Origin of the sequence: Ensifer sp. M14 (assembly GCF_003355565.1) — a bacterium.
GTDB lineage: Bacteria > Pseudomonadota > Alphaproteobacteria > Rhizobiales > Rhizobiaceae > Ensifer.
Genome location: NZ_QJNR01000004.1, coordinates 373,300 through 398,284, shown reverse-complemented (window position 1 = coordinate 398,284; position 24,985 = coordinate 373,300). Strand labels below are relative to the sequence as shown.

Sequence of the window (24,985 nt, the reverse complement as noted above, 5' to 3'; positions counted from 1 at the left end):
GGCGGCATCCAGATTCCATACGTTTCGACGGACCAATTCGATATCCGCCGTAGAGATTGGCTGTTCTATTCGGGCTGGCGCCTCATGCGCGTCTCGGCCAACCGGCCAGACTTGCCGCAGATTGGCTGCGGATACGGGAATCGGCATGATGCTTCGACGTTAGGTGAGATAAGTTTATAAAATATTAACCATGCGACGAGGCGGCCCATGCCCTTGGGAAGCCTTGTCGAGGCCATCGCCGCCAGCCAGGTTCGTGCACGATCCCTTTGCATCGGGATCGATCTGGCGGCAAGATCGGGCGCTGCCGTCGCCATTGTGCACCCTGGTCGGCGCGCAGCGCTATCCCATGTCCATGCCATGGAGTTTCGGATGACTGTTCGCCCTCCAAGATCGCTCAGCCCATCCCATTTCGCTTCCGGCGCCATCAGCGCTCTCGAATACGAACTGCTTTCCGAGCGCGCCGACGCGCTCGGGCGGCACGGCCTCAAGGTCGAAAAGGCGATCGTCGCCTTGCAGGCGATCGAGGGGAAGGAAACCCCGCCGGAACTGCGCGAGCGGTTGCTCGACGATGCGGCTGACGCCGTCTGGGCGTTTTTTATCCAGCGCGAGATCTGTGGCTTGCGCGACAGTCACGATGCGGTGCGGCGCTACCGCATCCCGAATGCGGTGATGGCGAGATTGGGGATTGTCCGTCGAAAGTGATCAGGCGGCGAACAGCGCCTGGCTGGCGAGGCTGTAGAGGCCGATCTCGTCGATCCGGACTGGCAACGGGCGCTCGGCTTCAGCCTCGCGGGCATCACGCACATCTTCCAGATTGTCTTTGGCCTCGAGCGCCTGCAATTCCTTCTGTTGCTCGGCCAGGGTCTCCGCGTCGGCAACGCGCGTCGGATCGCTCGTCAGACTGTCCAGCTGCAGCTCATCCAGCGACTTCGCCTCCGCCGCATCCGCAAGGCGTTGGATCGCCTTGGCCGCGTCGCTGCTGTGGCCGGCCTTCTGGGTGCCCTTGCTGTCGAGCGCCTCCTGGAGCTTCTTGCCCTGGCTACCCTGCGGATCCTTGATCGCGTCGACCAGCTCGTCCAGCGAGACGTCGATATTCGTCAGACCCAGCTGCTTCTCGATATCGCGAAGCATATCCGTCGGCAGGTTTTCGACGATCTTTTCCAATGCGCTGCCGAAGGCGAAATCGGACTTGAAGTCCTCACGCTTCAGATCGAAGAACGCTCCGACTTCCCGAATGAGCACCATCCGGTTGCTGTTGGCATCGTTTCCAGTCTGATTGAAGAAGTGATCGTTGATCTTGGTGTTGGCCGCTTTCTGGGCGTCGTCCGACTTCACCTGCGCCTTCAGGACCTTGTCGTCCTTGATGCCCTTGGCCTTTTCTTCCTCTTCCGCCTGACGCTTCTCGATGTCCTTCAGGATCGAACCGACCAGATTGGTCGTTGCGGTAGCGCTGGATTGCTGGGTGGGCAGCAGCATCGTTTCATCCCGGCGAAAGTTGCGAACGTTATGAAACGGTAAGGTGGCGAGGTTAATTGCAGCTTAACCTGCCATTCCAAGATATTGGCCAAGATATCGGCCAATATGCCGGATCGGGGGGGAGCGGCGCAACGCGGTCGCTGCGCCGCCTGGGCGTGAGCTATCGATAGGGCGAGTAGCAGGCGCGATAGACGCCCCGATAGGTAAGGAACCGGTTGGTTGCCGGATTGTAGGAGCGATAGCGCGACAGGCACCATTCCACATGGGCGCTGGTGCCGCGGCGAACGTAGTTGTCGCGATAGTAATAGCGCTCCCGGTAGTAGCGGCGTGGATAGTAGTCGCCATAGTAGCGGGGGTAGTTATTGTAGTAGCGGGGATAGTTGTTGTAGTAGCCGCCATAGCTCTGCCCGAAGTAGAGGCTGAAGCCTGGCCGGTAGTAGGAGCCCCCGCCCCAGCCCCCGCCATAATAGCCAGGTCCCCATCCACCACCCCAACCGCCGCGCCAGCCATTGGGATACATGACGCCGCCGTATCGTCTGTACGGGTAGTACTGGACATTCTGGACATCTCCCTGCGCCTTGATTTGAACGTCGCGGCCCGGCAGCGGCATGGCCAGGGCAGGTCCGAGCGAAGGTATCAGAGAGGCGGCAGCGAGAGCGCAGCCGACAACGAAATTCCGAAATCCCGTCATGCTTTCCTCACTTTCCGAAAGGGTTGCTTTCCGATTGTGTCCCTGCTTCACATTACATGTCTTTTTCTTGGTTTATTCATGGCGAAACCGTGCGGATCCGTTTGGCCAGCCGTCGGACTTTTACTCCGTCTATCTTCGGATATAGGGTGCGCCGGAACGTTTGCCATGTCACTGTTATTCTTGCCTATTGCCGGTCGTCAGCGACCACGGAGTATGAGATGCAATTGAAGTTCGGTACCAGCGGCCTGCGCGGCCTGTCGGAGGAGCTGACGGGCGAGCCGTCTGCACGCTATGCGAAGGCCTTCGCGCGGCACCTGATCGCCTCCGGGCAGGCGAAGGCCGGGGATCCGATCCTGATCGCCCGCGACTTTCGCCAATCCAGCCCTGAAATTGCGGCCGTTTGCGCCGATGCGCTGACGGGCGAGGGCTTTCGCGTCTTCGACTGCGGCACTGTGCCGACCCCGGCACTGGCCCTTTATGGTCTCGTCCATCAGGCCGCGGGACTGATGATCACCGGCTCGCATATTCCTGCCGATCGCAACGGCATCAAGTTCTACCGGCCGGACGGAGAAATCGACAAGAACGACGAACTGTCGATCAGCGCCCTTGCCGATGCGATCGCCGGCGAGGCCGCGCCTTCGGCTGGCGTGGGAGAGGACCATGCGGCGTCGGCCGCAGAGCAGTTCCTTCAGCGCAACCGGGACCTATTGCCGCCAAACTCGCTTGTCGGTCTGCGCATCGGCGTCTATCAACACAGCACCGTCGCCCGCGACCTTTTGGTCGATGTGCTCTCGTTTTATGGTGCCGAGACAGTGGCCTTGGGGCGCTCCGAGAATTTCGTGCCTGTCGATACCGAGGCCGTTTCATCCGAAACGCTTTCCAGGCTTGCCGCCTGGGCGCCGGAACATGGTCTGGATGCGATCGTTTCGGCCGATGGCGATGGCGACCGACCGCTGGTAGCCGACGAGAAAGGCGCACCGCTGCGCGGCGACCTGTTGGGCCTTGTCGCCTGCGAGTTCCTCGGCGCGCAGGTGGCCGTGACGCCGGTCACCTCCAATTCCGGCCTTGAGCGAGCCGAAGGCCTGTCGGTCATCCGCACCCGTGTCGGCTCGCCCTATGTGATTGCCGCAATGGCGCAAGCGATCCGCGAGGGCGCGACGAAGGTCGCCGGCTTCGAGGCGAATGGCGGTACGCTGACGGCGAGCGATTTCTCAGGTCGCAATGGCGTCCTCAAGGCCCTGCCCACCCGTGACAGCTTCCTGCCGATCCTCGCGGTGCTTGCACGCGCCGCAGAACGCCGGATGAGCCTCTCGGCACTGGCAGCGTCCTATCGCCTTCCGGTTGCGCTCAGTGACCGGCTGGAAAACTTCCCGGTGGAAACCAGTGCGCGCCTTATGGCGCATCTGCGGGGTGGGGCCGAAAACCTCGGCGCGTTCCTCGCTCCGATCGGTCGTCCGGCCGCGGTCAGCGACATCGACGGCCTGCGCATCACGCTTGCCGATGGCCGCACAGTTCATTTCCGCCCATCCGGAAACGCACCGGAGATGCGCTGCTATGTCGAGGCCGAAACGGCGGCGGCGGCGGAAGAGCTGCTTGCTCAAGGACTTTCCACAATCAGGTCCTGGGCAGAAGTGACGCCAAACTGACTTTTTTGCGTCCTGACACGAAAACTTCAAAATGCCTGTTGACACTTCGGCTCGGGCCTTTTACACCCCCGCTCGTCGCCCAGATGGCGGAATTGGTAGACGCGCCAGCTTCAGGTGCTGGTACTCGAAAGGGTGTGGAGGTTCGAGTCCTCTTCTGGGCACCATTCCTTTAGCCAAACATTTGTTTTGGCTTGAAAAACCCCGGCTTGCCGGGGTTTTTTCGTTTCTGGATTTTGGCCCGAGCCAAGAGCAATGATCGCCAGTCTGCCTGATGAAAAGTGACCCGTTTCCTGAACCGGAGCGGCGCTTTGGAGTCTGCGTTGCTGCATCGGGTTTGCGGGCCTGCCAGCGCGCCACCGGTGCCGTTTCAAGAGCATCAGGTGCAACATTGCGCGACGGAGGGCGTTCGGCCGTCAGAGGGGCCGTGCGGCAGCGCATCTTGCGATCTGTGTCAGGCTCACTACTATCTCATGATCCGCTGCGGCGGCGGATTTCAAGCGAGGATCAAACGCGATGGCTGAAACGCGTCGCAAGCTGACGACCATCTTCTCCGCTGATGTCCAGGACTACTCCCGCCTGATGCGGGCGGACGAGGAAGGTACGCTTGCCACTCTCAAACGATACCGAGATGCCATGACGCGCCTGATCGAGGCACATGGCGGCCGGGTCATCAATACCTGGGGCGATGGGCTGATCGCCGATTTCCCGAGTGTCGTCGAGGCTTTGCGCGCGGCGATCGACGCCCAGAGCGAGCTTGCCGGATACAACGCGAAAAGCGCAGACGGTGCGCCGATGCTGTTTCGCATCGGCATCAACCTCGGCGACGTGATCACCGAGGACGACGACATCTACGGCGATGGCGTCAACGTGGCCGCGCGCCTGCAGGCCTCCGCCCCCGCCGGCGGCATCGTGATCTCCAATACGGTCTACGACCAGGTGCGCAACAAGGTTGCCGTCGGTTTCGAGTTTTTGGGCCAGCTAGAGGTCAAGAACATCGATGGCGGCGTGCCGAGCTATGCCGTGCGCATCGGTGCCACCGATGACGCCGCGAGCACCGGCGCAGCCGATGGCGCCGCGAGCGGATCGGACGTTCAGGGCGAATGGGGCCGATCGGCCGAGCGTCCCAGTCCGCCGACAATCGCACCGGTCGAAGCCGCCGCCAAACCGATGAGCCTGATCGTCAAGCTTCTGGGCGCACTGGCCGTGATCGGTGCCGGCCTCGTCGCGCTCAATCTGTTGAGCTGGCGCGGCGTGTTCTGGGCCGCCTGGCCGCTTCTGGGGCTTGCGGTCGTGGCTGCGCTGGAATGGGTGCGGGCAAACGGCAAGATAGACCGGGTGATCGGCGCGCTCGCGATCGCCGGTCTGGCGCTCGTCGCAATCAACCTTCTGTCCTGGCGGGGTGTTTTCTGGGCCGTGTGGCCGTTGCTGGCCATCGCCGTTGCCGCGGGCATTCGTTGGGTCACGCGCCAGAGAGATAGCGCCCGTCGTTGATGGGGCGCATCGATCCGCCGGTCAGGATGAAACCGTGGGCGTTTGCGACGGCGTTGTCTGGACGATCGGCCGTGCGCTCACCACCTCGTAGATTTCGAGCGCCGTGGCGCGCCCCTTGGCCTGCGCCGAACCGAGCGGCCGGAAGGTGATCGCGTCGGACGCCTGGGCGACGACGGCACCGCTCGCCATGATGGTCGTGCCGTAGTTCTTGTTCATGCCTTCGAGCCGCGAGGCGACGTTCACGGTGTCGCCCATGGCCGTGTATTGCAGCCGTTCCTTTGCACCGACGCTGCCGACGACGGCGGTGCCGGTGTGAATGCCGAACCGGGTGCGGAACTCCGGCAATCCCTTCCTGCGCTGCGCCTCGTTGAACGCCTGCAGCCGTGCCTCGACCGCAAGCGCGCAACGACAGGCATTCTCCGCATGGCGCTCGTCCGGCGCGGGCGCATTCCACATGGCAAAGACCGAATCGCCGAGGAACTGGATGATCGTGCCGTCATGGGCATCGACGACCTCGCTGAAGATGTCGAAATATTCCGAAAGCATCGCCACCACTTCCTCGGGCGCGTGCTGCTCGCTCAAGGTGGTAAAATCATAGATGTCGGTGAAAAGGGCGGTCACCTCCTGGCGCCAGGCCGCTCTCCCGCCGAACTGGCCGGATTCGATGCCCTTGCGCACCAGTTCTCTCGGGACGTAGAGCGCGAAGGTGAAGATCGCATCGCGCGCCCGGTTCATCGCGCCGCCAAGCGTCGAGATCTCGCTGACATGCGACGACACGTCGATCGGGGTGGTGAAATCCAGGTCCTGCAGCCGGTTGGCGCTGGCGGTCAGCTGGTTGAGCGATTTGGTGATCAGGTGCGCAAGCACAAGCGAAGACAGCACGGCGAGCGCTACGACGGCGCCGGATATGGCCAGTCCCTGGACCAGCGTCCTGTTAGCCTCTGCCATCAGTTCATCGAGCGGCGCGGCCACCACGGCGCGGTTGCCGGAGAGAAGCAGCGCGGATTCGAGCGGCGTCACCATGACGAGATAGGTTCGATCTCCGACTTCGACGAAGTCGGCCTTGCCGGGCGCTGGCGGATTGAGACGGATGCTCTTGATCAGGGGGTCGCTCTCAGCCTGAACGATCGGGCCATCCTTATCCTTCGCCGCCATGATGCGTCGCATCATCACCCGGTCGGAATGGATGATCGGTTTACCGACGGCATCGAGGATGAACGAGACCGAGCCCGCCGTCAGTCGCTCGCGGGCGAGGAAATCGGTGATCGTATCGAGGATTACGTCGGCGCCGATGACGATCTGCGGATTGCCGCGATGGGCCTGCGATATCGTCATTCCAAGCGTTTCGGTCGTGGCGCTTTCGTATGGGCCGGTCGAGACCGCAGCCTTACCGTTTACGGCCGCTCGATACCAAGGCCTGGTTCGTGGGTCGAAGCCTGAGGGTGGCACGCTCCGTTCGGAGAATTGCGTACCGTCCTTGTCCAGGAACAGCACCCGCTGGAGGGGCTTGCCGCTTGCATCCTTTTCCATCGAGCGCACGGCAATGGCCGCGCCGCGCGGCGCATCGAGCGCCATGCGCCATGCGACCTGCTTGAGGTCGACCATCTGAAAGAAGGCGCCGTTGGGGTAGCCGACATAGACCCCGTCGATATGCGGCGACCGGGTAATGCCCTCGCGCAGGACTGCCACCTTGTCGCTCATCCGCTCCGGGGGCGGCACGAGGAAGGAATTGGCAACCGAGGAGACGAGGCTGACGAGCGCGGAGGTGTCACCTGAGAGCACGCCCAGCCGGTCGACCAACCGGTTCATGAAGCCATGCATGTTGGCTTCCGCGTCGGCGATCGCGGCATTGCGCGAGCGGTGATAGTCGAGCCCCACAAGGATGCCCGATACGGCGATCAGCATGGCGACCATCACCAGGCTGAACAGTGAGCGCAGCGAGCTGTTCCAGCTGTCGCGTATCCTGGTTCCGAGAAAGCCGGGCGTCTTGCTTGCCATTGCGTGTCTCTGATCTCGAGCCTGTCCTCAGCGATGCTAAGTGTTTTTCCCATAAAACACGTTAATCGGCGGGAATGCATTCCCCGCCGTGCGTGAAAAGCGAACCTTCGCGGACAGGCAGACGGATCAGTTGACCGTCACCGGCTTGGAGCGCATCCGCGCCACCGTCTCGCGCTCGGCGCGCTTGCATCGCATCGGCGGCAGGTTTCGGTCCATCAGGTCCATGTCTTCGAGCACCATGTCGCCCATCTTCTTGAAGGCGCTGTCGAGCGCTCCTGCGCGATGCGCCGAGCGCAGAAAGCCGGGCAGGCGGCGCACCCTGTGGTCGATCGGCAGCGGCTCTTGCGGAAAGACGTCGCTGGCCGCAACGATGTGCCCGCTTTCGACGGCCGACATCAGTGCGTCGAAATCGACGACGCCGGCGCGGCTGAGCAGGATGAAGGCGGCACCCGGGCGCATGCTGGCAAAAGCCTTCGCGCCGAGAAAGCCCTCGTTCTCGCTGGTGACCGATGCGACCACAAAGACGAAATCGCTTTCCGTCAGCACAGTTTCGAGCGATGCCGGTTCCACGCCATTGTCCCTGAGGATCGAGGCCGGCATCCAGGGATCGAAAACGCGGATCCTGGCGCGGAAGCCGGATAGAACCCGGTTGAGTGCCTTGCCGAGGTCCCCGAAGCCGATGATGCCGACGTCTGCGCCGGACAAGAGCCGTGCCGAGCGGTTGCCGTCGCCGCCCCAAAGTTCCCGTCCCTCGCGAAAGGCGAGATCGGCATCGACAATACCGCGCGCAATGTTGAGCGCCATGGCCAGGCCCATTTCGGCAACTGGCTCGGCAAACACCTGGCCGGTGGTGACCACATGAATGCCGCGTTCGAACAGCACCTCGTAGGGCATGTTGTTGATCAGGTTGCTTTCGACATTGAGAATGGCCCGCAGCTTCGGCAGGCGCGCCAGCATATCGTGATCGAGCGGCGGCTGGCCGATGATGTAGCGCGCTTCGGACAGCACCTCGTCGCCAAGGCCGGCGACATCCTCCGGGTCGGCTTCCACGATGCGGTAGCGCGCATGCAGCTGCCTGAGGGCGTCGTCGGTGAAGATCAGGTCGAGTGTGCGCGGTGCCGGCACGCTGATGGCGAGCGGTCTCGTGTCGTTGGGCATTGTTCCTCCTCGGTGAAAGCAGAGCGCCTCCACGGTTCCGTGCCCAATTTTCTAGGAACTATTCAGCGGCTTGCCAAGATGAACCGGTTGACGCCATTAGTAGCCGAGCCCGCGCTTCTGACGGTAGAGCGACGGTGGAAGATCGCTGCCCTGGAACACCGGGCCGTCGCCGCGGCGGCAATTGTAGATTGTGTCGTATCTGGGCCCGCCGCGCGCGCTCGATTCGAACGGATAGTCGCGATCGACAAGTGTCTGCTCGCACACCACCTTGTCACCGTTGTCGTTCAGAGGATCCATCGGGCGCACGCCCGGCAGATCCGTATAGTTCTGCGCCAGCGCCGGCATGGTGAAGAGGCCGAGAGCCACGGAGAGGACTGAAAGAGCGAGGGCGGGGCGGCGGGATATCATCAATGCGAGCTTTCGAAGACAGCACCCAGGGGCGAGGTGCCATGACATGGTTTCGCCAGGGCCGAACTTGCGCTATAGGCGACACCACTTCCGTTTCATCTGGGGATTTTCGATGGCGAATGCAATACGGTTTCACGAAGGCGATATTTCCGCAGCCGATGCCGCTCGCTACCGAGGCGCGATTGCCATCGACACCGAAACGCTTGGCCTTGTCCCCCGCCGTGACCGGCTCTGCGTCGTCCAGCTTTCACCGGGGGACGGCACCGCCGACGTGATCCGGATTGCCGCCGGCCAAAAGGAGGCGCCGAACCTCGTCGCCATGCTCGAAGACCCGGCCCGCCAGAAGATCTTTCATTTCGGCCGTTTCGACATCGCCGTGCTGTTTCACACCTTCGGCGTGACAACGGCCCCGGTGTTCTGCACCAAGATCGCCTCGCGCCTGACCCGCACCTATTCGGATCGCCACGGGCTGAAGGACAATCTCAAGGAAATGCTCGACGTCGACATTTCCAAGCAGCAACAATCCTCCGATTGGGGCGCGGCGACCCTGTCGCCGGCACAGCTCGAATATGCCGCATCCGACGTTCTATATCTGCATGCGCTTCGCGAAAAGCTGACGGCCAGGCTGTTGCGTGACGGCCGCATGGAGCATGCGGATGCCTGCTTCGCCTTTCTGCCGACCCGCTGCAAGCTCGACCTGCTCGGCTGGGACGAGACCGACATTTTCGCCCACAGCTGAACGGGATCATACCAACCGGGGCAGGAGGTCACGACCAGCGCAGGTTGGTTTCACGGCGTCAGCCAGAGCACGATGCCGTAGCGCGCCGCCTTGCCGATCGCCACGAACACCAGGAACAGCGCGAAAGGCATGCGCAGCAACCCGGCGACCAGCGTCAGCGGATCGCCGACAACGGGCAGCCAGGATAGCAGCAGCACCGGCTGGCCATAGCGCGCAAACAGCGTCTCCGCCTTCTGCCGCGCCGCAGGCGAAATCGGGAACCAGCGTCTTCCTTCGAAGCGGATCAAAAACCGCCCAAGAACGAAGTTGACGACGGCGCCAAGCACGTTGCCGGCCGTGGCCGCAACGAAAAGGGCGACACGGCTCGTTTCACCATGAAGCGCCGCTGCGACGATCGCCGCCTCCGACATGCCGAACAGAAGTGTCGCGGAGAGGAAGGCTGCCGAAAAAACGCCAGCAAGAATGCCGAAATCCAGGATCAGCTCCTGTCCGTATGGCCGAGATCGCGCTCCGGCTCGATGATGTCGCGGATACGCTGCTTCAATTCCTTCGGCCCGGGAAAGCCACCGTCACGCTTGCGCTCCCAGATCAGTTCGTCATTGACGCGGATCTCGAAATTGCCGCCGGTGCCGGGGATCAGCGCCACTTCGCCGAGCGACTGGCCGAAAGTCTGCAGCAACTCCTGCGCCATCCAGCCGGCGCGCAAAAGCCAGTTGCACTGCGTGCAATAGAGGATGGTGATCCGCGGCTTCTCGTCCATAGGCTGATTCCCAAGTGGTTTGTGCGCGGCAACATACTGCAAATCGCTGCAAAACAGGAACCTGTCTGCCAAGAAAATTATGCTGTAAGTTTCGCGCGTTACGGTGTCCCTGAGCCATTGTGGAACACACGTTGCACTGATGCGACGGCGCGCCACAGCTGGCGGTCACGCACCTCTCACATAATTGTCAACTGATTTAGTCATGTTTTTATCGATGCCACCCTTGCAAAGCAAAAGGCGCCCGGCGAGACATTGCTGCATTGCACATATTGTCGCAGCTCCCTCAAAGAGGATTTAACCATGACTGATGCCACCGTTTCGACTTCCCGTCCCCGTGCAATCCTGCCGGCACTGGAAAAGATCTATCTGCCGCTCGACACCTTTGCCGAAACGCTGCTGCGCGTTCTGTGCGGCGTCCTGCTCGTAACCCACGGTTACGGCAAGATCGTCAATCCCTTTGGTGCCGTCGGCATGGTCGAAAGCCTCGGCTTTTACCCCGGCGTGTTCTGGTCGCCGCTGCTGGCCGCCACCGAGTTCTTCGGCGGCATCCTGATTGCGATCGGCTTTCTCACCCGTCCGGCCGCTTTCGCCGCCACGATCGTGCTGCTGGTCACCGTCTATTTCCACGGCGTCGTGCAGGGCGAGGGCCTCGGTGGTGCCGAGAAGTCCATTCTCTGGGCAGCGATCCTGTTCTTCTTCGCCGTTCGCGGCGCCAACAGCCAGTCCGTCGACGCCAAACTCGGCAAGCAGTTCTGATAGCTTGGGTATTTAAAAGGCGGGGAGGGCGGTCTGACGACCGGCCTCCTCGACGTTTTTCCGGACGGACGCTCAGGCCCGTTCGGCCGGTGTAACGCTGCGGATGGTCATCCGGTGAACCTTGCCGGAGCGGTCGTGCCAGTCGATCGACTGGCCGACGGAGAGCCCGATTAGGGCTGCGCCGATCGGCGTCAGCACCGAAATGCGTCCAGCCTCGATATCGGCCTCGCCGGGATAGACCAGCGTCACCTGCTTGGCAAAACCGTTGTCGGCTTCGAAGGCGACGATCGACCCCATCTGCACGCTGTCGGCCGGGAGCTTTGCTGGCGCGGCAATACGGGCACGCTCGAGCTCCGACAGGAGCGCTTCGGCGACTTCGGGAATGCGATCGAGGGCAGAAGAGGCAAGCGCCGTCAGGCGCTTGTGGTCTTCGGCATTGATGATGATTGCGGGAAGCTTGTTGCGGGCGGTGGTCGCCATGATGATACCTGACATTCTCTGCGACGGGCCACGAGCGCCGTCGTTGCTGTTCTGGGATAATTCTATCGGGAAAAACTCGGCGCTCGGATCGCGGCCTGGGAACGGGCGTTCTCATTTGCCGACGCGAAAGGCTCCCCTGACCCGGAGAGCGCAAGCATCCGGGCTGGGGTCAGGTTCCTGCGATCGGGCACACCCGGAAGCAGCGAAGAGAAGAAATCGCGAGCATCATGATGCCGGGAAGGTCGGAAAGTTTGGCGCGGAAGTCAAGACCCGGATGCTTTGAGGCCGATTTCTTGGCAATGCACGTGGCGTGCTTTCTCGCCTCTTGAACCGAGACGCCTGTCGTGATCAATCTTCCGCCGAGACGGCGAAGGGAGGGTCCTGATGCGGATACTGGTGGTGGAAAACATGGCGAAGACCGAGCTCGGCCAGGTCGGCACGGCGCTTCGCGAGGTCAAGGCGGAGATCGAGGTTCGCCGCGCCTATGCCGGCGACCCGGTTCCGGAGACACCCGACGGCTTCGACGCGCTCGTGGTGCTCGGTGGCGAGCAGAACGCGCTCGACGACGAGGCTTTCCCCTACCTGCCGCAGCTTGCAGCGCTGATGCGTCGCTTCGGCGACAGCGAGCGCTCGGTGCTCGGCATCTGCCTCGGCAGCCAACTCCTGGCCCGCGCCTACGGCGCAAAGAACCTGCTCGGCGAAGCCAAGGAATTCGGCTGGCACGAGGTGCGCGTACGCGCCGAAGGGCAGAGCGATCCGGTGCTGGCATCCGTCGGCGAAAGCTTCCCGATCTTCCAGTGGCATGGCGATACCTTCACGCTTCCGGAAGAGGCCGTGCACCTTGCCGAAAACGACGTAACGCGGCATCAGGCGTTTCGCGTCGGGCGTGCCGCCTATGGCACACAGTTCCATTTCGAAGCCGACACCGATCTTGTCGAAGACTGGAACCGCTCGTTCCCGCAGACCATCAATCGCCTCGATCCGACCTGGCTGGCTGAATACCCCGCCCATGCAAGGCGCCACGGCGAGAAAGCCAATGCTGCCGGCCTCGCCTTGGCGCGCGCCTGGGTCGCCACCATCAGGCGCGATGCCTCTGCCGCCGCGCCAAACGACGAGGTGCTGGAGGAGGCCTGCTGATGGACGAAGGGATTGCCGGCGGCTGCTTCTGCGGACGCATCCGCTACCGGCTGAAACGCAAGCCGATGTTCGTCAACTGCTGCCACTGCGCCGAATGCCAGCGCCAGGTCGGAAGCGCCTTCGTCGTCAACGGCGTCATCGAACGGGAGAACATCGAGCTGACGGCCGGCGACCCCACCCGCGTGACCCTGCCGACCGAGAGCGGCCGTCCGCACGACGTCTACCGCTGCGCCGAATGCCAGACGGCGCTCTGGAGCGATTACGGCCGGCGCGGCTGGCTCGCCTTCCTGCGCATCGCCAGCCTCGATTGCCCATCGGATTTCCCGCCGGATGCCCATATCTTTACACGCTCGAAGGTCTCCTGGCTGTCGCTTCAGGGTGGCGCCCCGGCTTTCGAAATCTACTACGACATGAAGACAATGTGGCCGGCCGAAAGCCTGGCACGGCGTGAAGCGGCCGAAGCAAAGGCAAAGGCGTGAGCGCCAGCGAACGCGATAAGATGGCGGCGGGCGATTGGTACTGCTGCCTCGACCCGGAGCTCGAGCAGCTGCGCCAGCGGGCGCGTGACGCCGTGCACCAGCACAATACCATGGCGCCTGACGGACGGGGCTCCATGGCACCGGCACTGCGCGCGCTGTTTTCAAGCGTGGCCGACGACGTGTTCATCGAGGCGCCGTTTCACTGCTCCTACGGCATCAACATTTCGCTCGGACCCCGCGTCTATCTCAATGCCGGCTGCACGATGCTCGACAGCGGCCGCATCTCGATCGGCGAGGGCTCCATGCTTGGCCCTGGCGTGCAGATCTACTGCGCCGAACACCACAAGGACGTGCCGCTTCGAAGTGGCGGCATCGAGATCGCAAGACCGGTCGTGATCGGCAAGGACGTCTGGATCGGCGGCGGCGCGATCATCCTCGGGGGAGTGACCATCGGCGACGGCGCCATCGTCGGGGCAGGATCTGTGGTCACGAGAGACGTGCCAGCCGGTGCGACCGTTGTCGGCAACCCGGTACGGCCCCTGCCGCCATCCGGCAAGCGATAATTCAACAGGGAGATTTTTAGTGGTCGACGAGACAACAACGATCAAGGTGCGCCCGGCAACGCCTGCCGACGTGCCTGAACTCTGCAGCTTCCTCAACGAGATCATCCGGAACGGCGGTACCACCGCCAACGAGACGCCGTTCACATCAGAAAGTTTCACGGCGCACTACCTCGCCGGTCCGGGCTTCGTCAGCTGCTTCGTCGCCGAAGACGTTGATGGCCGTCCCTGCGCCTTCCAGGCACTGGAGCGCTACGATGGCTTGCCGGAAGGCTGGGCCGATATCGGCACCTTCTCCCGACCCGACGCCAAGGTGCGCGGCGCCGGTACGGCGCTCTTTGCCGCCACAAGAGACAATGCCCGTGCGCTGGGCCTCACGGCGCTCAACGCCACCATCCGCGCCGACAACGTGGGCGGCCTCGCCTACTACGGCAAGATGGGCTTCGTCGACTACAAGGTGGACAAGGCGGTGCCGCTCAAGAGCGGTCTGCCGGTGGATCGGGTCTCGAAGCGGTATCTGCTCGCGGCGGTCTAGAACGAGGGCATTTTCCCAGATCCGACCGCGGATTGCGAATGCGCTACTGCCTGCCACGTATGGCTGGATCAAACAGAACGGGCGGTCACAAGGCCGCCCGTTCCTATTCCATGAACTTGGTCGACGTCGAAGTATCGACAGTCGAACTGCCCCTTATTCGTCGCCCATCTTGAGTGCGGCGATGAAGGCTTCCTGCGGGATTTCCACCTTGCCGAACTGGCGCATGCGCTTCTTGCCGGCCTTCTGCTTTTCCAGAAGCTTGCGCTTGCGGGTGGCGTCGCCGCCGTAGCACTTGGCCGTCACGTCCTTGCGGAGCGCCGAGATGGTTTCGCGGGCAATGACGTTGCCGCCGATCGCCGCCTGGATCGGGATCTTGAACATGTGCTTCGGGATCAGCTCCTTGAGCTTCTCGCACATTTCGCGACCGCGCTTTTCGGCAGCCATGCGGTGCACCATCATCGACAGCGCGTCGACCGGCTCGCCATTGACCAGGATCGACATCTTCACCAGGTTGCCTTCCTTGTGGTCGGTGATCTGGTAGTCGAACGAGGCGTAGCCCTTGGAGATCGACTTCAGCCGGTCGTAGAAGTCGAACACGACTTCGTTGAGCGGCAGGTCGTAGGTCAGCATCGCGCGGGTGCCGACATAGGTCAGCTCGATCTGGATGCCGCGGCGGTCCTGGCAGAGCTTCAGGATGCCGCCGAGATAATCGTCCGGCGTCAGGATCGTCGCGCGGATCCACGGCTCGTGGATTTCGGCGATCTTGACAACGTCGGGCATGTCGGCCGGGTTGTGCAGCTCGCGCTCCGAACCGTCGGTCATGAACAGCTTGTAGACAACCGAAGGGGCCGTTGCGATCAGGTCGAGATCGAACTCGCGCTCCAGGCGTTCCTGGATGATTTCGAGGTGCAGGAGGCCGAGGAAGCCGCAGCGGAAGCCGAAGCCGAGGGCGGCAGACGATTCCATTTCGAACGAGAACGACGCGTCGTTGAGGCGCAGCTTGCCCATCGCCGAGCGCAGGTCCTCGAAGTCGGCGGCATCGACCGGGAAGAGGCCACAGAACACCACCGGCTGCGCCGGCTTGAAGCCCGGCAGCGCCTTGGCGGTCGGGCGCTTGTCCTCGGTGATGGTATCGCCGACGCGGGTATCGGCCACTTCCTTGATCGAGGCGGTGATGAAGCCGATCTCGCCGGGCCCAAGCGCATCCATCGCCACCATCTTCGGTGTCAAAACGCCGATGCGTTCGACCGAGTACTTGGCGTCGGTGCCCATCATGCGGATGGTCATGCCCTTCTTGAGCGTGCCGTCGATGATGCGCACGAGAACCATGACGCCGAGATAGGTGTCGTACCAGCTGTCGACCAGCAGCGCCTTCAGCGGTGCGGTCTCGCCGCCCTCGCTCTTCGGCGCCGGCAGCTTGGTGACGATCGCCTCGAGAACGTCGGGGATGCCGAGGCCCGTCTTGGCCGAGATCAGGACGGCGTCGGAAGCGTCAATGCCGATCACTTCCTCGATCTGTTCCTTGATCCGCTCCGGTTCGGCGGCGGGAAGGTCGATCTTGTTGAGCACGGTGACGAGCTCGTGATTGTTGTCGATCGCCTGGTAGACGTTGGCGAGCGTCTGGGCTTCAACGCCCTGGGAGGCGTCGACGACCAGCAGCGAACCTTCGCAGGCCGACAGCGAACGCGAGACTTCATAGGCGAAGTCGACGTGGCCGGGCGTGTCGATCAGGTTCAGCACGTAGGTCTCGCCGTCATTGGCCTTGTAGTGCAGACGTACGGTCTGGGCCTTGATGGTGATGCCGCGCTCGCGCTCGATATCCATGCTGTCGAGCACCTGCTCGGACATTTCCCGCTCGGCAAGGCCGCCCGTCGACTGGATCAGTCGGTCGGCCAGCGTCGATTTGCCGTGGTCGATATGGGCCACGATCGAGAAGTTACGGATATGCGACAGGGGCGTCTTGGAAGATGTTGTGCTCATGGGCCGCATATAGCAGTGCCTTCAAGCCGCGCAAAGCGGGAAATGAAGGCTTCGTTCACTATAAATCGCTTGGCTTGCGCGGCTATTCGGCTCTTGCCTCGGCGTCGATCAGGGCGCCGGCATTCGGGATCTGCGCGCTCTTCAGTTCGAAGGTCTCGCGCTCACCCGCCGGCACCTCTTCGCGTTTGCGCAGGCGGGCAAGCACGAACAGCGCGTAGAGTGCCGCAACGATCATCGCCGCATAGATGAAGGTGCGCGGCCCGAACACCGGCGTCAGTACGGTCACCAGCATCGGCACCAGGGTTGCGGCCACCGACCAGGCGACGAGCATGGTGCTGGCCAGCGGCACGAAATCGGCCGGATCGGTGCGATCGTTGGCATGTGCGTTGGCGATGGAATAGACGGTCTCGACCGCGCCGGCGAAAAGCGCAAAGACCACCATCAGAAGCAGAAGATTGCCGAAGGTTGCCGAGAGCGCGAAGAAGCCGGCGACGACGATGATGAGGCAGGTGGCGATCAGCACCAGCCTGCGGTCGATCCGGTCCGACAGTGTGCCCATCGGATACTGGATGGCGATCAGCCCGAGCTGCATGACGAACATCAGGTTGGCGACGTCGCCCTGGCTCACCTGGTTGGCCGCCGCATAGATCGGCGTGAAGCCCTGCACCACCATCGACAGGCCGCCGGCGGCAAGCACGCCGATGAAGGCGACGGGGGATGCGCGCCAGACCATCGGAATGTCGATGCTGACCTTGGCCGGTGCCGGCGGCGTCGGCAGGCGGGTGAGGCCGATCGGCAGGATCGCAAGGGCGGTGAAGAAGATGGTGATCAGCGGCGGCAGGTTGCCGTCGGCGGGGATCTGCCCGAACAGCCACGCGCCGGTGCCGAGCCCGATCACATAGGCCATGTAGAACATCGCCATCGCCCTGCCGCGCCAGCGATTGTCACTGGCATGGTTGAGCCAGCTCTGGCTGATGATGAAATTGGTGTTGCCGGCAGCGCCGTAGAGGCCGCGGGCGAGAACCCAGAGGATCGGGTGCATGCCAAGACTGATCGTCAAGGCCGAGAGGATGACGAGCGCCATCGAGCAGGAGAATGCCCGGGCATGGCCGACACGGCGGATCATCGGCCCGGCGATGACGCAGCCGACAAGACCGCCGAAGGCAATCATGGTGACGGCGGCGCCCGGAACCCAGTCCGGCGCATCGGACCGAGTGAGCATGAAAGGCACATAGGCGAGCATCATGCCGTTGCCGATCGCGACAGATGTCATCGACGTGACGATGCTGGCGATCGAGGTCAGCGAAGAGGGCTGCTTTTCCATGTCTTGCCGTTCCGTTTCATCAGCCGCAACATCTGTTGAACTTAAGGCTGTTCTAAATTGTTGAGCCGGAACGATTTTCCTCCCGGATGCCGCGTGCCGACCTTATCCGAAAGCCGGTTGCCGCAATGTCGCCAAAGCGGCATTGCCAGCCTTTATTTCGGGCACAAATCCCTCTTGACTCCATTATATGAGAAATGCAATCTCAAATAATGGAAAACGTCCCCGACCCACTTGAGCAAGCCATCGGCGAACGCGTTCGTTCGCTGCGGACAGAGCAGAACATGACGCTCGACGATCTGGCGACACGGTCAGGCGTCAGCCGGGCGATGATCTCGCGCATCGAGCGCGGCGAGGTCAGCCCGACGGCGCAACTGCTGGCCAAGCTTTGCAGCGCACTCTCGACCACGCTCTCGGCACTCTTTGCCTTTGAAGGCGAGCAGGCTTCGCCGGTGGCGCGGCGCGCCGATCAGAGACTTTGGCGGGATCCGGAATCCGGCTATCTGCGCCGCTCGGTTTCGCCCGAAGGCCTTGGTTCGCCGGTCGATATCGTCGAGGTCGAGTTTCCGCCGGGCGCGCGCGTCGTCTTCGAGCGCCAACCGGCCGACCGGGGCATCACCCAGCATCTCTGGCTTTTCTCCGGCCGGCTGGAGTTGACCATGGAATCCGGCCCTCAGGTGCTGGAGGCCGGCGATTGCCTGTTCATGGGGCTCGAGCAGGCCCACGTCTTTCACAATCCTCATGATGAGCCGGCTCACTATGCCGTCATCCTCAGCCGAACCAGGAACTGACCATGCCTGACATCACAATCCGCCTCCTCAACGAAACTGAGGCCCGTTCCGCCATGCCGGCGCTTGCCGAGGTGCTGTCCGATTGCGTAGAGGGCGGCGCGTCCGTCGGCTTCATGCAGCCCTATCCGCCGGCGGCGGGCTTGCCCTATTGGCAGGATGTTGCCGATGCGGTTGCGGAGGGTGAAACGTTGCTGATGGTCGCCGAAGACGAGGGGCGGATCGTCGGCACGGTCCAGGTCGGCGTGGCGCAGATGCCCAACCAGCCGCATCGCGGCGATCTGAAGAAGCTGCTTGTCCATCGGGCCGCCCGCGGCAAGGGCGTTGCCCGGCTTTTGATGCAGGCCGTCGAGCGGGAAGCGGCCGCATGCGGCAAGACGCTGCTGGTGCTCGATACGGCAACCGGCAGCGAGGCCGAAGCGATCTATCCGCGGCTGGGATGGGAGCGCGTCGGCGTCATTCCGGATTATGCGATGTGGCCGCAAGGCGGCCTTTGCGCCACCACGCTCTTCTACAAGCGCATCGCGGCTTAGGGGGCGCTGCGCGATTGCCCCTCACCCTAACCCTCTCCCCGCAAGCGGGGAGAGGGGACGTGAATTGGTCGCTAATGTCTCATTTGGCGCGCCTGTCATCCAGAAAAAGACTGAGAGCTGAGCTTGCTGCCGAGCGGCCGCGGCTCGCGTCCTTCTCCCCGCCTGCGGGGAGGTGGCCGGCAGGCCGGATGAGGGGCACCGGACACTCCGGCAAGCTGGACGAGGGGCGTCGAGGTTGCCAAGCCCGCACGCTCGGGTAGTTTAGCGCCCTTCGTTGCTGACTTCAGGACCCTCCCCATGCGCATTTTCTTCTCCGAGGACCACAAGCTCCGCGACGCCCGGACCGAACTTTTCGGGGGCGAACTGGTGGCGCCTTTCGAGGCGCCGTTCCGGGCCGAATGGATTTTGGCGGCGGTGAAGGAAGCGGGCTTTCACGACGTCGTCGCGCCCACACATCACGGGTTGGAAACGGCCCTCAAGCTGCATGCGGCCGACTATCTCGACTTTCTGGAAACCGCCTGGTCGCGCTGGGTCGCCGACGGCTATCGCGGTGAGGCGATCCCGACCAGCTTTCCGGCGCGCCGGATGCGCCAGCACCCGCCTAGGGATATCGACGGTGCGCTCGGCTACTACGCCTTTGCCGCGGAAACATCGATCACCGAAGGCACCTATGCGGCCGCGCGCGCCGCGATGGATTGTGCGCTTTCGGCGGCCGAGCACGTCAACGGCGGCGCCCGCGCAGCCTTTGCCCTTTGCCGACCGCCAGGCCATCACGCGGCGATCGATCTCTATGGCGGCTATTCCTTCATCAACAATGCCGCCTGCGCCGCACAGCGTCTGCGCGATCTCGGCGCTGCCAGGGTCGCGGTGCTCGATGTCGACTTCCATCACGGCAACGGCACGCAGGACATCTTCTATCAGCGCGGCGACGTCTATTTCGCCTCGCTGCATGGCGATCCTGTTGACGCTTTCCCTTATTTTCTCGGCTTTGCCGACGAGGAGGGGGCGGGCGAAGGGCTCGGCTCCACCAAGAACTATCCCCTGCCGCGCGGCACCGCCTATGCGGCCTGGTCAGCGGCTATGGACGATGCGCTCCGCCGCATCGAAGTGTTCGGCGCCGAAGCGCTGGTGGTTTCGCTCGGCGTCGATACGTTCGAGCGCGATCCGATTTCGACTTTCAAGCTGAAGTCCGAAGACTATCTTGCCATGGGCGAACGGCTGAGGAACGCTGGACTTCCTGTTGTCGTCTGCATGGAGGGCGGTTACGGCGTGCCGGAAATCGGGCTCAACGTCGCCAATGTGCTGAAGGGCATTTCTGCCTGAGCCAGCAGCGCAGATTTTTCACTTCCCCCTGTTGACCTCAACTTTGCTTGAGGTCGTACGAGTGTTGCTGGCCGCCGTCGAATGGTCGCCGACGGGCTTTGACGAGACACTTGAGGGAGAGTTTCATGAGCAGCACTTCAACGGACGGCATCGTCGCGCCGCTCTATCGCATCAACAAGTTTGCCGTGCCGACGGCGGCGCGCTCCGAATTTGTGAGCCTGGTGGAAAAGACACTTGCGGTCATCCGCAGCCAGGAAGGCTACGTCATGGATCTGTTCCTCGAGCAGCATGCCGGTCCGGGAAAGTTCAACTTCTGCACCATGATCGAATTTGAAAGCGAAGAGTTCGCGCCGAAGGTCGCAGCGGCGATCGCCGAGTTCGATAAGAGCCTCGATATCGATCGTGCAGTGTTGATGGAAAAGCTCGGCGTCGAGACCGATTCCGCCAGCTACAAGAGCTTCCAGGCGGCCTGACATCCCGCCGCTCCGGCCGACTGGCCGGACTGGCAACGCCGCGGATCACGACGCGTAAGGCTCGCTTGCGGGATTGGCGGGGCTTCAGGAAACGAAGAAGGTGGAAAGGCCCTGGCCAGCCGCAAAGGCCATGTAGGCGAGAACGGTGAAGTAGATCGTCGTCGCGATCAGGAACAGATAGCCGCCGGCGACCATCAGCCCGTCGCGCTGGATGATGCCGAGCGACAGAAGCAGGATGGCGATGCCCGGCAGCGTGTTCGACAGCGGAATGAGGCCGAGCGGAAACATCAGGAGCACGCCACCGGCCATGATCATCAGGCCGTTGAAGCGGTTCATCAGCGCCCCTTGCGTCAGGAAGCCGAAGCGCGGCCTGACGAAACGGTCGAGCTTGGAGACGATGGCCGCGCCCTTCTGAAGCGTCGGCACCAGCTTTTCCGTTTCGATCTGCCGGTCGAGGATGCGTTGCGGCATCCAAGGCAGGCGGTTGAGCGTGATCGAAATCGAGATCAGGATGATGGCCGCGCCGAAGACGGTGCTGACGCCGGGAATGGAAACCGGCAGCAGAAACGGCAGCGTCAGCAGTGCGCACAAGAGCAGAAAGCCCTGTTCGCCGATGCCCGTCATCAGGTCGCGAAGCGTGATCGTGTTGCCGCGGATAGAACCGATCATACCGTTCAGCGTGTCGCTGAGACTGCGCTGGGTGTCGCCAAATTCGATTGCCATCAGATCGTCCGCCTCGATTTTTCCCGAACGTGCTTGTTAACAAGAGCGTGTGAAGGATCGGTTAGTGTCCGGCCTTTTCGCAGCGATCACGGTGGCCAGGCCGCCATTTGTCGTCAAACCATGGCATCAGTGGGACGCCTCTTCATCTTCCTGCCGCAATCGCTAGTATGAAGCACTTTAGAGCACGAATGGGGACCATTGATTCTATGATCAAGAAATGCGCCATACTGGCTGTTGCGGCCATCTATCTCTCGGGATGCACGACCACCGACCCGTATACGGGTGAGCAGAAGATGTCGAACACGGCCGGTGGCGCGCTGATCGGCGCGGGCCTTGGTGCCGCGACCGGTCTTCTGGTCGGCGGCAGCGCTGCCGGTCGGCGCGATGCAGCGCTCGTCGGTGCCGGCATCGGTGCGCTCGGCGGCGGCCTGGTCGGCAACTACATGGACAGCCAGGAATCAGAACTGCGCGCCCAGCTGCAGGGTACGGGCGTTTCCGTGACCCGCGCCGGCGACCGCATCATCCTGAACATGCCGTCGAACATCACGTTTGCCACCGACCGCGACCAGGTGGTCCCGGCCTTCTACGACACCCTGAACTCCGTGGCGATCGTGCTGCGCAAGTTCAATAGGACGCTGATCGACGTCGACGGCCATACCGATTCGACCGGCAGTGCCTCCCACAACCAGGGCCTTTCCGAGCGCCGCGCCGCCTCGGTTGCCAACTATCTGGCAAGCCAGGGCGTCGACCAGCGCCGCATGGCCACCATGGGCTTCGGCCAGGAGCGGCCGATCGCCTCCAACGCAAGCGAAGCCGGCCGCGCGCAGAACCGCCGCGTCGAAATCTCGATCGCGCCGATCAAGCAGGGCTGATCGGCTCGTCCGATACCTCAACATTGAAGGGCTGCACCGTCATCGGTGCGGCCCTTTGTTGTTTGTGACGGGCGGCGGCCGACTTTGAGGCCAGTGCCCTGTCGCCCGAAAGGGCGCTGCGGTGTCGGGACATCGGTGCGCATCGAAAACAAGGTCGCAAAGGACGTCGGCTGGGTCCGCTATCCCGCGACCTGCGCTAGAATCGATAGCGCAGCAAGCGTCCCATCCGGTTGAGCAGCGGGATGATGCTGAAGACCTGGATGGCGATGCGCGCACCCGGCGACATCCGGTCGATCTGGGCCGGATCGTAGTTCGTGACCTCTTCCAGCAACGAAAGCCCGGGAACGCGCCGCTCGAGCCCGCGCGGGTCGTCGATACCCCAGCGCAATTCTGCCCCGGTTGCGCGGATGGCAGGGTTGAAGCGCAGCAGCTGAATGCCGAGGTGGCTGTAGGCGTCGAAGACGATCTCGCCGGAAGGCAGATGCGAGCAAACGCGTTGCAGCAGGTCGTGGACGTCCGTCTCTGCGATGTAGGGCAACACACCTTCGGCGATGACGATGGCGGGCCTGTCGTTCGGTATCAGTGCCATGAGGGCCGGGTCGGTTATCGATGTACCGATTGCAGCATAGCCGCTTCGGTCCGGATAAAGTCTGCGGCGGAGTTCGATGACGTCAGGGAAGTCGACGTCGAACCAGCGTACTTTGGCTGGTGGATCTATGCGGAAGATGCGCGTGTCGAGGCCGCAGCCGAGATGCAAAACGGTGGCATCGGGGTGCCGGTCGATGAAGGCTCGGGTCCAGCGGTCGAGCATGTAGGCGCGCATGGCGATACCGACCGCCATGTCATGGCCGACATCAAGATGCCTGCTCCCCTGGGCGAGCCGCCGCATGGCGTCGGCGGCAAAGTGGTCGTGCAGCAGTGAATCGGCAAGCTGGCTTTCCGCAGCTTTTGCACGCAGCGTGATCAGCAGCGTTTCGCGCACGCCGGTCAGGCCAATGCCATCGTCGCCCATCACCGCCTCCTCTGCCGAACCTCCGCGACGTCAGGCCTTGCCGGGCTTGTCAGGCTCCGGCATTTGCACGGCGCGCCCGTCGGACGCGCCGCGCCGTCAGGATCGCGAGCGCCGGTGCCAGCGCAAACAACCAGAAGAGCCATTGCGTCGCGTGCGCGATGCCATCGGCGCTGCTCGCTTCGATACCCGCCAGATTGGCGGTCAGGCCGGCAAGGGCGGCACCCAGCGCGGCGGCGAAAAGCTGCACCGTGGTTATCGAGCTCGATGCCTTCTCTTCCTCGCCCTTCGGCGCCAGTTCGTAAACGGCCGTGACGATATGGGGCCAAGCGAACCCCATACCAAAACCGACGGCCATGATGCCGGCCGAGAGCGGCGCGGCGATCGCCGCAAAGCCGAAACCGGTCATCGGCATAAAGACGGCAATCAGAGCCAGTCCGGCAAAGCCGAAACCCGGTCCGGCGAAGATCGTGCGCTGCGCCCGGTCGCCATGCCAGTGTGCGCTCGTCATCGACCCGGCGGTCCAGCCGATCGACATCAGCGCGGCGATGTAGCCGGCAACCAGCGGTGACAGCCCATGCAATTCCTGCAGCAGATACGGCACGTAGATTTCCGGCTGCATGCCGATCATCAACAGCGTGATCGTAGCATAAAGCGCTGCCAGCGGGGAACTTATGGTGAAGCTGCCGCTCGGCAAAAGCTTGCCGGTGGCTCGGCGTTCGACCAGCAGAAGGGCTGCGAACATGACGATGGCAGCACCGACGGAGGCGAGCTGTTCACCCGCTGTCGACAGCGTGCTGGCGATTGAAAGCGCAAGGACAATGCCGATGAGAAGCAGGAGCTGCAGCACCGGCAGCGGCGTGCGGTTGCCTTCGGATGACACGTTGCGCGGCAGCGACCAAAAGGCCAGCGCTGCCAGAAGGGCGGTCAGCGGCAGCAGCGACCAAAAGGCCGCCCGCCAGGTGGCAAATTCCGCAAACATGCCGCCGACGGCCGGGCCGATCAGCGTTGCCGTGCCCCAGGTGGCCGAGATCAGGCCGATGGCGCGGGTCCAGAGCACTGGCGCAAACACCAGGCGGATGACGCCATAGGCGAGCGCATAGAGCAGGCCGCCGCCAAAGCCCTGGATCGCGCGGCCGCCGAGCAGCACCAGCATATCGGGAGCGGAGGCACAGAGCAGCGTACCGAGGCCGAAGACGAGTGCGCCGACCGCATAGGCCGAACCGGCGCCGACGGCGGCAAGCAGCCGGGCCGACAGAGCCGCGCCGAGAATGGAGGCGGCCACGAACACGGTCGTGCTCCAGGCGTAATATTCGAGCCCGCCGATCTCGCGCACGATCGACGGCATGATGGTGGTGACGACATAGATGTTGAGGGCATGCAAAGCCACGCCGCCGCTGAGGACCAGGGAATGGATGGCGTTTTCGCCCGACAGCAGGGCGAGCCAGCCGCTATCCGCCTTGTCAGTGGATTGGGATGTCTTGTCGAGCATATATCTGCGCCTTTCACTAAGCGTCACGACGACCGGCTGCCAGACGCGTCGCGCATCGCTGCGCGCGCCTCGGCCTCGTTCCGTCGGTGCCGATAGAGCGCTCCCGCCTCAAGCAGGATGTTGGAGCCGCTCTATCTGTTTGTTATTACGCATTTCC

The 24,985-nt window shown here is 63.0% G+C and carries 27 protein-coding genes and 1 tRNA gene; 15 read left to right on the top strand and 13 right to left on the bottom strand.

Annotation, left to right across the window (positions count from 1 at the left end):
- Window positions 1–369 precede the first annotated feature (369 nt).
- Window positions 370–702: a DUF6665 family protein gene (locus BLJAPNOD_RS02080; RefSeq protein WP_115421095.1), complete on the top strand. Its 333-nt coding sequence runs from the start codon at window positions 370–372 to the stop codon at window positions 700–702.
- On the opposite strand, the gene BLJAPNOD_RS02075 is transcribed toward BLJAPNOD_RS02080, so the two are convergent.
- Both BLJAPNOD_RS02075 and BLJAPNOD_RS02070 read right to left on the bottom strand, forming a co-directional pair.
- Window positions 703–1,476, bottom strand: a complete 774-nt coding sequence (locus BLJAPNOD_RS02075) for a hypothetical protein (protein ID WP_115418749.1) — start codon at window positions 1,474–1,476, stop codon at window positions 703–705. It lies immediately after the preceding gene.
- A 160-nt stretch (window positions 1,477–1,636) separates the two neighbouring features.
- A complete protein-coding gene (locus tag BLJAPNOD_RS02070; RefSeq protein WP_115418748.1) occupies window positions 1,637–2,167 on the bottom strand; it encodes a BA14K family protein in 531 nt (176 codons plus the stop codon).
- A gap of 218 nt (window positions 2,168–2,385) precedes the next feature.
- On the opposite strand from BLJAPNOD_RS02070, the gene BLJAPNOD_RS02065 reads away from it, so the two are divergent.
- The 3 genes from BLJAPNOD_RS02065 to BLJAPNOD_RS02055 all read left to right on the top strand — a co-directional run bounded on the left by BLJAPNOD_RS02065 (window position 2,386) and on the right by BLJAPNOD_RS02055 (window position 5,304).
- On the top strand, window positions 2,386–3,813 hold the full coding sequence (locus tag BLJAPNOD_RS02065; protein WP_115418747.1) for a phosphomannomutase: 1,428 nt from the start codon (window positions 2,386–2,388) through the stop codon (window positions 3,811–3,813).
- Window positions 3,814–3,890: 77 nt separating this feature from the next.
- Window positions 3,891–3,977, top strand: a tRNA-Leu gene (locus BLJAPNOD_RS02060).
- 349 nt (window positions 3,978–4,326) lie between these two features.
- A complete protein-coding gene (locus BLJAPNOD_RS02055) occupies window positions 4,327–5,304 on the top strand; it encodes an adenylate/guanylate cyclase domain-containing protein (protein ID WP_115418746.1) in 978 nt (325 codons plus the stop codon).
- A 21-nt stretch (window positions 5,305–5,325) separates the two neighbouring features.
- Here the strand turns inward: BLJAPNOD_RS02055 and BLJAPNOD_RS02050 are convergent, their stop codons facing one another.
- The 3 genes from BLJAPNOD_RS02050 to BLJAPNOD_RS02040 form a co-directional block, all read right to left on the bottom strand.
- A complete protein-coding gene (locus tag BLJAPNOD_RS02050) occupies window positions 5,326–7,302 on the bottom strand; it encodes an adenylate/guanylate cyclase domain-containing protein (RefSeq protein WP_077503156.1) in 1,977 nt (658 codons plus the stop codon).
- Window positions 7,303–7,428: 126 nt separating this feature from the next.
- Window positions 7,429–8,460 carry a hydroxyacid dehydrogenase gene (locus tag BLJAPNOD_RS02045; RefSeq protein WP_077503155.1) on the bottom strand — a complete coding sequence of 344 codons (1,032 nt, stop codon included), beginning with the start codon at window positions 8,458–8,460 and terminating at the stop codon, window positions 7,429–7,431.
- 96 nt (window positions 8,461–8,556) lie between these two features.
- Window positions 8,557–8,868 (bottom strand): hypothetical protein, encoded by a 312-nt coding sequence (locus tag BLJAPNOD_RS02040; RefSeq protein WP_077503154.1) that lies wholly within the window; start codon window positions 8,866–8,868, stop codon window positions 8,557–8,559.
- A 112-nt stretch (window positions 8,869–8,980) separates the two neighbouring features.
- Between BLJAPNOD_RS02040 and BLJAPNOD_RS02035 the strand changes: the two genes are divergently transcribed.
- Window positions 8,981–9,607: a ribonuclease D gene (locus BLJAPNOD_RS02035; protein WP_115418745.1), complete on the top strand. Its 627-nt coding sequence runs from the start codon at window positions 8,981–8,983 to the stop codon at window positions 9,605–9,607.
- A 50-nt stretch (window positions 9,608–9,657) separates the two neighbouring features.
- Here BLJAPNOD_RS02035 and BLJAPNOD_RS02030 read toward each other — a convergent pair whose 3' ends face one another.
- Both BLJAPNOD_RS02030 and BLJAPNOD_RS02025 read right to left on the bottom strand, forming a co-directional pair.
- Window positions 9,658–10,002: a VTT domain-containing protein gene (locus BLJAPNOD_RS02030; RefSeq protein ID WP_077503188.1), complete on the bottom strand. Its 345-nt coding sequence runs from the start codon at window positions 10,000–10,002 to the stop codon at window positions 9,658–9,660.
- 83 nt (window positions 10,003–10,085) lie between these two features.
- On the bottom strand, window positions 10,086–10,367 hold the full coding sequence (locus BLJAPNOD_RS02025) for a SelT/SelW/SelH family protein (protein WP_025425523.1): 282 nt from the start codon (window positions 10,365–10,367) through the stop codon (window positions 10,086–10,088).
- Window positions 10,368–10,667: 300 nt separating this feature from the next.
- Between BLJAPNOD_RS02025 and BLJAPNOD_RS02020 the strand changes: the two genes are divergently transcribed.
- Window positions 10,668–11,123 carry a DoxX family protein gene (locus BLJAPNOD_RS02020; RefSeq protein WP_115418744.1) on the top strand — a complete coding sequence of 152 codons (456 nt, stop codon included), beginning with the start codon at window positions 10,668–10,670 and terminating at the stop codon, window positions 11,121–11,123.
- Between the two features lie 72 nt (window positions 11,124–11,195).
- Here the strand turns inward: BLJAPNOD_RS02020 and rnk are convergent, their stop codons facing one another.
- Window positions 11,196–11,603, bottom strand: a complete 408-nt coding sequence (gene rnk, locus BLJAPNOD_RS02015) for a nucleoside diphosphate kinase regulator (RefSeq protein WP_115421094.1) — start codon at window positions 11,601–11,603, stop codon at window positions 11,196–11,198.
- Between the two features lie 384 nt (window positions 11,604–11,987).
- On the opposite strand from rnk, the gene BLJAPNOD_RS02005 reads away from it, so the two are divergent.
- Genes BLJAPNOD_RS02005 through BLJAPNOD_RS01990 form a run of 4 tightly spaced genes read left to right on the top strand, consistent with a single transcriptional unit; the run spans window position 11,988 to window position 14,314 of the window.
- Window positions 11,988–12,740, top strand: coding sequence for a type 1 glutamine amidotransferase (locus tag BLJAPNOD_RS02005; protein WP_115418742.1), 753 nt, complete (start codon window positions 11,988–11,990; stop codon window positions 12,738–12,740).
- Window positions 12,740–13,219, top strand: a complete 480-nt coding sequence (locus BLJAPNOD_RS02000) for a GFA family protein (protein WP_077503150.1) — start codon at window positions 12,740–12,742, stop codon at window positions 13,217–13,219. The genes BLJAPNOD_RS02005 and BLJAPNOD_RS02000 overlap by 1 nt, the downstream gene beginning before the upstream one ends.
- The gene (locus BLJAPNOD_RS01995; RefSeq protein ID WP_115418741.1) at window positions 13,216–13,782 is read left to right on the top strand and encodes a sugar O-acetyltransferase; all 567 of its coding nucleotides are present in this window, start codon (window positions 13,216–13,218) and stop codon (window positions 13,780–13,782) included. The genes BLJAPNOD_RS02000 and BLJAPNOD_RS01995 overlap by 4 nt, the downstream gene beginning before the upstream one ends.
- Before the next feature lie 40 nt (window positions 13,783–13,822).
- Entirely contained in the window at window positions 13,823–14,314 is a 492-nt protein-coding gene (locus BLJAPNOD_RS01990) for a GNAT family N-acetyltransferase (RefSeq protein ID WP_199565977.1), read from the top strand.
- Window positions 14,315–14,467: 153 nt separating this feature from the next.
- Here the strand turns inward: BLJAPNOD_RS01990 and lepA are convergent, their stop codons facing one another.
- On the bottom strand, window positions 14,468–16,303 hold the full coding sequence (lepA, locus tag BLJAPNOD_RS01985; RefSeq protein WP_077503147.1) for a translation elongation factor 4: 1,836 nt from the start codon (window positions 16,301–16,303) through the stop codon (window positions 14,468–14,470).
- A 73-nt stretch (window positions 16,304–16,376) separates the two neighbouring features.
- On the bottom strand, window positions 16,377–17,618 hold the full coding sequence (locus BLJAPNOD_RS01980; protein WP_115418739.1) for an MFS transporter: 1,242 nt from the start codon (window positions 17,616–17,618) through the stop codon (window positions 16,377–16,379).
- Window positions 17,619–17,827: 209 nt separating this feature from the next.
- Here BLJAPNOD_RS01980 and BLJAPNOD_RS01975 point away from each other — a divergent pair, with 209 nt between their 5' ends.
- The 4 genes from BLJAPNOD_RS01975 to BLJAPNOD_RS01960 all read left to right on the top strand — a co-directional run bounded on the left by BLJAPNOD_RS01975 (window position 17,828) and on the right by BLJAPNOD_RS01960 (window position 20,732).
- The gene (locus tag BLJAPNOD_RS01975) at window positions 17,828–18,406 is read left to right on the top strand and encodes an XRE family transcriptional regulator (RefSeq protein WP_199565878.1); all 579 of its coding nucleotides are present in this window, start codon (window positions 17,828–17,830) and stop codon (window positions 18,404–18,406) included.
- A 2-nt stretch (window positions 18,407–18,408) separates the two neighbouring features.
- On the top strand, window positions 18,409–18,936 hold the full coding sequence (locus BLJAPNOD_RS01970; RefSeq protein WP_115418737.1) for a GNAT family N-acetyltransferase: 528 nt from the start codon (window positions 18,409–18,411) through the stop codon (window positions 18,934–18,936).
- A 297-nt stretch (window positions 18,937–19,233) separates the two neighbouring features.
- A complete protein-coding gene (locus BLJAPNOD_RS01965) occupies window positions 19,234–20,259 on the top strand; it encodes a histone deacetylase family protein (protein ID WP_115418736.1) in 1,026 nt (341 codons plus the stop codon).
- Between the two features lie 125 nt (window positions 20,260–20,384).
- On the top strand, window positions 20,385–20,732 hold the full coding sequence (locus tag BLJAPNOD_RS01960; protein ID WP_115418735.1) for an antibiotic biosynthesis monooxygenase: 348 nt from the start codon (window positions 20,385–20,387) through the stop codon (window positions 20,730–20,732).
- Between the two features lie 84 nt (window positions 20,733–20,816).
- On the opposite strand, the gene BLJAPNOD_RS01955 is transcribed toward BLJAPNOD_RS01960, so the two are convergent.
- Complete coding sequence (locus tag BLJAPNOD_RS01955; RefSeq protein WP_077503141.1) at window positions 20,817–21,455, bottom strand: exopolysaccharide biosynthesis protein; 639 nt, start codon at window positions 21,453–21,455, stop codon at window positions 20,817–20,819.
- A gap of 206 nt (window positions 21,456–21,661) precedes the next feature.
- On the opposite strand from BLJAPNOD_RS01955, the gene BLJAPNOD_RS01950 reads away from it, so the two are divergent.
- Window positions 21,662–22,327, top strand: coding sequence for an OmpA family protein (locus BLJAPNOD_RS01950; RefSeq protein WP_077503140.1), 666 nt, complete (start codon window positions 21,662–21,664; stop codon window positions 22,325–22,327).
- Between the two features lie 196 nt (window positions 22,328–22,523).
- On the opposite strand, the gene BLJAPNOD_RS01945 is transcribed toward BLJAPNOD_RS01950, so the two are convergent.
- Together BLJAPNOD_RS01945 and BLJAPNOD_RS01940 are read right to left on the bottom strand one after the other, a co-directional pair.
- A complete protein-coding gene (locus tag BLJAPNOD_RS01945; RefSeq protein WP_115418734.1) occupies window positions 22,524–23,339 on the bottom strand; it encodes a class I SAM-dependent methyltransferase in 816 nt (271 codons plus the stop codon).
- Between the two features lie 49 nt (window positions 23,340–23,388).
- Window positions 23,389–24,828: an MFS transporter gene (locus BLJAPNOD_RS01940; RefSeq protein ID WP_115418733.1), complete on the bottom strand. Its 1,440-nt coding sequence runs from the start codon at window positions 24,826–24,828 to the stop codon at window positions 23,389–23,391.
- Window positions 24,829–24,985: the final 157 nt, after the last annotated feature.